Genomic DNA, 6,286 nt, shown 5'->3' on the forward strand with positions numbered 1-6,286 from the left:
GATGCCAGCAATCGAAGTCGGTTACCATGGCCACGGTCGCGTAACAGATCTCGGCTTCGCGGGCGAGCTTGGCCTCCGGCATGTTGGTCATGCCGATAACGGAATAGTCGAGGTTCTTGTAGGTCATGCTTTCGGCGTAACTCGAGAATTGCGGACCCTCGATACAAACATAGGTGCCGCCGCGCGCGATAGCGATCCCCTCGGCTTCGCCGGCCTCGGCAAGATGGATGCGCAGCCGTGGCGACACCGGATGCGCCATGGACACGTGGGCGACGCAGCCCTTGCCGAAGAACGAGCTATCGCGCTTATGGGTGCGATCGATGAATTGGTCGACCAGGACGAAGGTGCCGGGTGGCAGTTCCTCCTTGAAGGAGCCACAGGCCGACAACGAGATCAGGTCGGTTACCCCCGCACGTTTTAGCACGTCGATATTGGCGCGATAGTTGATGTCGGACGGCGACAGCCGGTGACCCCTGTCATGGCGCGGCAGAAACACGATCGGCAGTCCGGCGATGCTACCGCGCCGCACTGGCGCCGAAGCTTCACCCCACGGGCTGGCGATGTCTTCCTCGCGCGCACTCTCGAGCCCCGGCAACTCATAGATGCCGGAACCGCCGATAATCCCAAGAACCGCCCTCGCCATTCCTCTTTACTTCCCATCGCAACGCCGGCCTCCGCCACGTTCCGCGCCCATCCTACTGGCCGCGCATAAGCGGAACAAGAAGAGCGGTGGCGTGTGTTGACGTTCCGCGATCTCCTCGGGCCATCCTTGAGCTCAGCGAAGGTCGCCCTTTCTTTCCTCGCCCTTTATGGGTCGCCGAACGAAGCTCGCTCTTTTCTTATCCCTCCCACGTTTGTGGGGTCGAGACGAGCAGAGCTCGCTCTGGGGTGGCGCGAAGCGCCGGGTGGGGTTGCGTCATACACACACACACGAACGGCCCCCCACCCTGCACATCGTTCGCGCCGCTCACGATCTGCTTTCCCTCCCCACAAGTGGGAGGGATGAAGACCGCCGTTTCCGAGACGCGCGCACCTTCGTTCTCGCTCCGATCTGCTTCTCCCTCGCCCCGCAAGCGAGCGAGGCTTGCTCTTTCTTATCCCTCCCCTTCTTTATGGGCGAGACGAGCGACGGCTCGCCCCTTCTTATCCCTCCCACTTTTGTGGGGAGGGTGGCACATCGTGAGCGGTGCGAACGATGTGACGGGTGGGGGCTGCTTCCGCAAGCCAGATATCAGCGAAGTTGGTTCGGTGACTACCCCCCACCCGGCGCTTCGCCACAGGTGGGAGGGATAAGAAAGAGAGCCGTCCTCAATTCCAAATTTTCAAACAGCCAGACAAACCGCACACACCTCCGCGATCTCGCCGCGCATGTCCGCGCGAGTTTTGCATCGTGTAAAGCCATCTGAAATTCAGAGGGCGCAGGGAATGCCGGGCGCTCGATGCACCCGCAGCCTCGTATGCAAAATAGAAAGCATACGAGTGTAGTCACCACAGGTTCACCGAAATCATCCGGCATTCCCCGCGCAATGGTTTTACGACTTATAACGTGATCTCCCCGGTGATCGGGCTTTGTTGTCACCGTCGCCAGTGAGATACCTCTCACTAACTTGACGCCAGCGTCGAGGCGTCAGGACCACACGACTTCGTCGTCCGCGAAATCCGCGCATCGTCGAGCGCGCCTTCGCGTCCATCGCATCCCGCTCCCAACGTCTTTGACGATCGCGAAACGCCCCTCGTATGGGAACGGGACGGCGCGCATCTATTGCTGATTTGCTTCAGATCGGAAGCTGAATATTTTTTCCGACCCGACTGGAGAGCTAGCATCAGCTGATTTGGTTCAAACTTTTTTGCCGATGCGCGCGAGCTACCCCCACCCGGCGTCGTCCCTGCGAAAGCAGGGACCCATAACCCCCACCCTCTCAGGTAAGTCGCTCCGCTAAACCAGCAAATCGCTGAGATCGCGCCATTCAGGATTGTCTCTTTCGATCAGCTCGATTTTCCAATCACGCTTCCATCGTTTCAATTGCTTTTCCCGGCCGATAGCCTCGTCTGGGCGTTCATAAGATTCCGTGTAAACGAGCCGATGAACGTCGTAGGCTTTTACAAACGACGAGCCTTGGCTATTGCGGTGCTCTGCCAAGCGCTTTTGCAACCAGTTCGTCACTCCGATGTACAACGTTCCGTGACGCCCGCTCGCGAGAATGTAGACGTGGCACATGGGCCTGATCCGGGGGGTGTTGAGCTTGACTGAGCTCAGTCGTCTTCACGGCGGTGTAGGTTTTCACTATGTGCGAAATTGACGACCACTCGCAACCAGAAAAGCCGGTGGTTATGGGTCCCTGCTTTCGCAGGGACGACCACCTCTGCTGTTCTGCGAAAAAATAACGTAGCACGTCGTCCCTTTGAAAACATTGGCTCTACGCCAATCCGCCCTACCAACCGAGAACGCTCCGCGCGATCTCGCCGGCCTCCGGATGGTCCTCTGGCGGATGCAGGGCCGCGTCCATCGCGTTGGCCGCGAGTACGCACATGACTTGCGAGGCAATATTTCCCAGCGGCACGAACTCTCTGGCAAGGAATTTGAACTGCGCGCGGGCCTGACGCAGTGTGGATTTGGCAACGAGGGCGCTGGCCGCTACAGCGCCATCATCCGAGCTCCATGGTTTCGGCGACAGCACCGTCACGTCTTCGGAGCCAGGCACCGCGTCAGCACGATCTTCTGCCACCGCTTGAGCTTCGATTCCTTGGTAGCAGTGATTGCGGTTGGCGAGGTCGGATCGAAGCTCCGGCTGTCTGGCTTCGAGAAAGAATATTCTTTCGTTGAGTGCGTCACACTCCGCCTGCAGCGCGTCGGCATGACGCGTCATGCTTTCACACTTGTATCGCCACAGGGCTTCGGCATTCGGAGTGGCGATCGCATCAGCGGCCAGTGTTTCCAGGAGTTCGCAGGCACGCCGCAGATAAGCAGCATTGTAGCCACTCGACATCAGTTCGGCGAAACGGCGCAGAAAGCCAATGGTTTCCGCGAGATCCGGCGCATCGAACGCAACCAAGGGCTCGGCCATGAAATTGCTTCCACACACGCTTTCTGTCGGTGCATAGAACGACCGCTTGGCAGTCGATCGGCGGATTATTCAACCGGAATCGTTGTCCATATCAGCAGCGGCGAAAATAGGTCCGCTCGCATCCGATCGCTCGTGAACAAAATAAAAATTTGCTCGCTGATCGCGGCATACACGCGGCGGCAAATTCAGGGATTCGTCTTGGGCGAGGACGCGAAAGCATTCTTCACGACGGCTGATAGCTTTGCCCAACTGCAGGAGAGTGAACCATCGTCACAGGGCGTCGATTTTGATCGATCGATCGGACGCTTTACCGGCAATGGAGGTGAAAATGAATTCGCCGGCTTCAACGTGATCGGTGCAGCGGCCTGCTGACGCGCGCTCTCCAAGCTGGCACGCAGCCGCTCGTTCTGCCTCTTTGCCAATTCAGCCGATACGGCTTCGCGCTGTTGGGCATCGAGGAAGCCCATATAGGCCCGGTCGATCTCTTTCCGTTCCTCCGCTGTGGGATTGGGGCCCGCGATGTCGAACTTTCGGTCCTGCATGAAATCGTAATAGGTGTAGCCCCCGCCGGGCTTTCGTCGACCGGCAAACCGCGCATTGCAATCGGTCAGCGAGCCGGCCCGCTCCGTTTTCGGCTGGGCCTTGGCCTCGACCTGTTCGACGCACTCTTCAAAGTCCCGGGCGGACAGAAATGGCGAGCCGCCGGTACCAAGCCACAGCACGACGAGTGCCAGGAAACCCAGCGCGACCGATGTCAGAACATACGTTTTGATGCCGCCCAGACGGTCCATCCGCTCGATTCCCCACCGATTCGACAACTACATGAAAAAAATGCGGGTTTTTGCGGGCAAGCACGTTTCTCCATGTGGCAGCATGGTCACAGCCCACTGGTTTGTTTATTGGGGCGGATTGTCGCCATCATTGAGCAACGAAGGTCGGACAGAGTCCGCGGACTTTGTAAAAAAGGGTATTTCAACATGCGGTCTGCAAGAACGATTGCAACCTGGGCATCCGTCGCGGCGGTCGCCTGTTCAATTTTTGCATTTAGCTGGGTCGGGCTCGCGCTGCTCGGCTTTTGAAATCTTTCGTGCCGGCACATCACTATTTGTGCCAGGCTCCTCGAAATCCTTCGGATTCCTGATCCCCAAACCATGAGCAGCATGATTTACAAGCCTGTTGTGTTTCTTATTGCGGCTTTTAGCCTGGCAAATTGCTGCGCGTTGGGGACCGGCTGTGTACCGACTGCCGAAACTGCGGCCGCGTGGGACGGGCTTGATGCGGCCCCAACCGAGGAAGCTCAGCCCGTCGAGCTCCGGCCCAAACAGCATGCGCGCAAAAAACGGGAGAGTGAGGCTGCCGAGATCAAGGGCGCATCTCGACCGAGGGATAGCTGGGGAGAGCAGCAAACGGCCGATGAGATTGAGGAGGCGAGGCTCAAGCGCAAACTCACGATTTGCCAATCCTGCCTCCCGAGGGAGTCCGCACGCGACGATAGCGCGGGCGCTGTCCGCCGCTGATATCAGTTTGCGGCGGGTCGAAGCGCCGTCCCGTCGTCATGGCCGGGCTTGTCCCTCCGCTCGTCGTTCCTGCAAAGGCAGGAACCCATCACCACCGGCTGCAGCGTTTTGAACGAACAGAGAAGCGAACACCTGCTTCCATCATCCCCGTCACGGCGTAGCGATGAGCGCGAGCGCGCTCACTCTGGGGTCCCTGCTTCCGCAGGGACGCGGTGATGGTTGGTTCGGCACGGGCTCGTGGTTAAATTTCCACTCACGTAGCGTCACTCGCCGCGAAGCATTGCTTTCGCCGCTCCGGCACCGCCAGATGCTTCAGATCGAGACGAATAACCGCGTCGAGGATTGGCGATTCATCCTCCTATCGTATGAGGACGCTTGCTCCTGACCGACTTACTATGACCGCTTGCTGAACAAGATAGCCAGATGCGGTTCAGACGCTAACGGCCAAACCTCGATACACGCTTTGATTGAACATTTCAGAGCACCCAACCGACGCCGCTTGCGGTCAACAGGAGATAGCAGATGCTTAACACGACGAAGCGCATTACAACTCCCACGAGGTTCGCGCTGCTGGCGCTCGGCGCCATCAGCCTGAGCAGCCTGTCGCTGCCGGCCAGGGCCGGCGACGACGCACCCGATGCCGGCGCAAAAAACCCATCCACGTGTAGGGAGGTGGTCAACAAGAAATGCCTGATGAAGCCGAACGACGGCCAGTCCAGCCAAAATCAGGATACGAGAAATCAGGACAAAGCCGCGGCCGCCCGTCAAGAAAATAGACTTAGTGGGCTGGTTAATTCCCCTGGCATCGGACACTACGATAGCAAAGGTAACATCACGAGCGTTGAATATCCTAAGTTGGGCTTTAGTGACGTAAATTACGGCGACGAGGCCATTATACGCGTCTATACCAACGGTCAGCGGCAGCTGGTCTACGTTACTGGCAAGTTTGATCACACGGGTTATTATGGCGCTGGTAACGGCGGCGGCGCGCCTGGGCACACAGGACCGCGTAGCGCCAGTACCCAAACAAAGGCGAACGTGGCCGCCGCGAGGAGTACTGCGACCGCCGCGGTCCCTACCCCCATCAAGAGCACCACCTTCGACAAGACCACCAACACCATGACGCGCGACTATCGCACCGGCGCCACCGCAGCCGCCGGCGGCCCGCCCCCTGCCGCGGCGATCGCCAGCAAACCAACCGCAGAACAACTCGCCGCGCAGTCCGGCACCCGCGATCATCGGAGGAAGTAAGACATGTTCGCCTGATCGGATCAGCGCTCCATGAGAACGGGAGCGCGTGACAACTGAGCCCGGCATCGCATCTACGTTGCCGGGCTTTTAACAGCGCCGATTTTCATGACCGTCTACAACTGCCGCTCACTGTCCTCGGGCGTGAGCACGGAGGAACTCTCCCGCATTCGCCAACGCGTCCCGCCCGGCCGCCAATTTCGCATTCCATAGCGGCCAGGCGTGGATCATGCGCGGCCAGATCTCCAGCCTCACATCAACGTCGACCGATCCGGCCGCGGCCGCGAACCGCGTGGCATCCGCTAGCAACGTCTCCGCCGATCCGACCTGGATCAATATCGGCGGGAAGCCGCGCAAATCCGCAAATAGCGGCGAGATCAGCGGGCTCTCGCGATCGATATCCGTCGGCACATAGGCCTCGGCCAATTCGCCGAGGTAGGCCTTGTGGATAATCGG

Annotated in this window: 7 protein-coding genes; 1 reads left to right on the forward strand and 6 read right to left on the reverse strand. The window is 59.2% G+C overall.

All coding sequences use genetic code 11. From position 1 onward, the window contains the following. The 5 genes from VJV58_RS13590 to VJV58_RS13610 all read right to left on the reverse strand — a co-directional run. Positions 1 to 643: S-methyl-5'-thioadenosine phosphorylase (locus VJV58_RS13590; RefSeq protein ID WP_324137871.1), on the reverse strand; the 643-nt coding region annotated here is incomplete at its 3' end. 1,293 nt (positions 644 to 1,936) lie between these two features. Next, positions 1,937 to 2,218, reverse strand: coding sequence for a GIY-YIG nuclease family protein (locus VJV58_RS13595; RefSeq protein WP_324137872.1), 282 nt, complete (start codon positions 2,216 to 2,218; stop codon positions 1,937 to 1,939). 214 nt (positions 2,219 to 2,432) lie between these two features. Further along, the gene (locus tag VJV58_RS13600; RefSeq protein ID WP_324137873.1) at positions 2,433 to 3,065 is read right to left on the reverse strand and encodes a hypothetical protein; all 633 of its coding nucleotides are present in this window, start codon (positions 3,063 to 3,065) and stop codon (positions 2,433 to 2,435) included. Positions 3,066 to 3,250: 185 nt separating this feature from the next. Further along, on the reverse strand, positions 3,251 to 3,856 hold the full coding sequence (locus tag VJV58_RS13605) for a hypothetical protein (RefSeq protein ID WP_324137874.1): 606 nt from the start codon (positions 3,854 to 3,856) through the stop codon (positions 3,251 to 3,253). A gap of 240 nt (positions 3,857 to 4,096) precedes the next feature. Beyond that, a complete protein-coding gene (locus VJV58_RS13610; protein WP_324137875.1) occupies positions 4,097 to 4,525 on the reverse strand; it encodes a hypothetical protein in 429 nt (142 codons plus the stop codon). Between the two features lie 579 nt (positions 4,526 to 5,104). Between VJV58_RS13610 and VJV58_RS13615 the strand changes: the two genes are divergently transcribed. Then, positions 5,105 to 5,833: a hypothetical protein gene (locus VJV58_RS13615; RefSeq protein WP_324137876.1), complete on the forward strand. Its 729-nt coding sequence runs from the start codon at positions 5,105 to 5,107 to the stop codon at positions 5,831 to 5,833. 126 nt (positions 5,834 to 5,959) lie between these two features. Here VJV58_RS13615 and VJV58_RS13620 read toward each other — a convergent pair. Next, on the reverse strand, positions 5,960 to 6,286 hold a 327-nt coding region (locus VJV58_RS13620; RefSeq protein ID WP_324137877.1), incomplete at its 5' end, for an alpha/beta hydrolase.

Source organism: Bradyrhizobium sp. (assembly GCF_035273305.1).
In the GTDB taxonomy this organism is placed as follows: Bacteria; Pseudomonadota; Alphaproteobacteria; order Rhizobiales; family Xanthobacteraceae; genus Bradyrhizobium.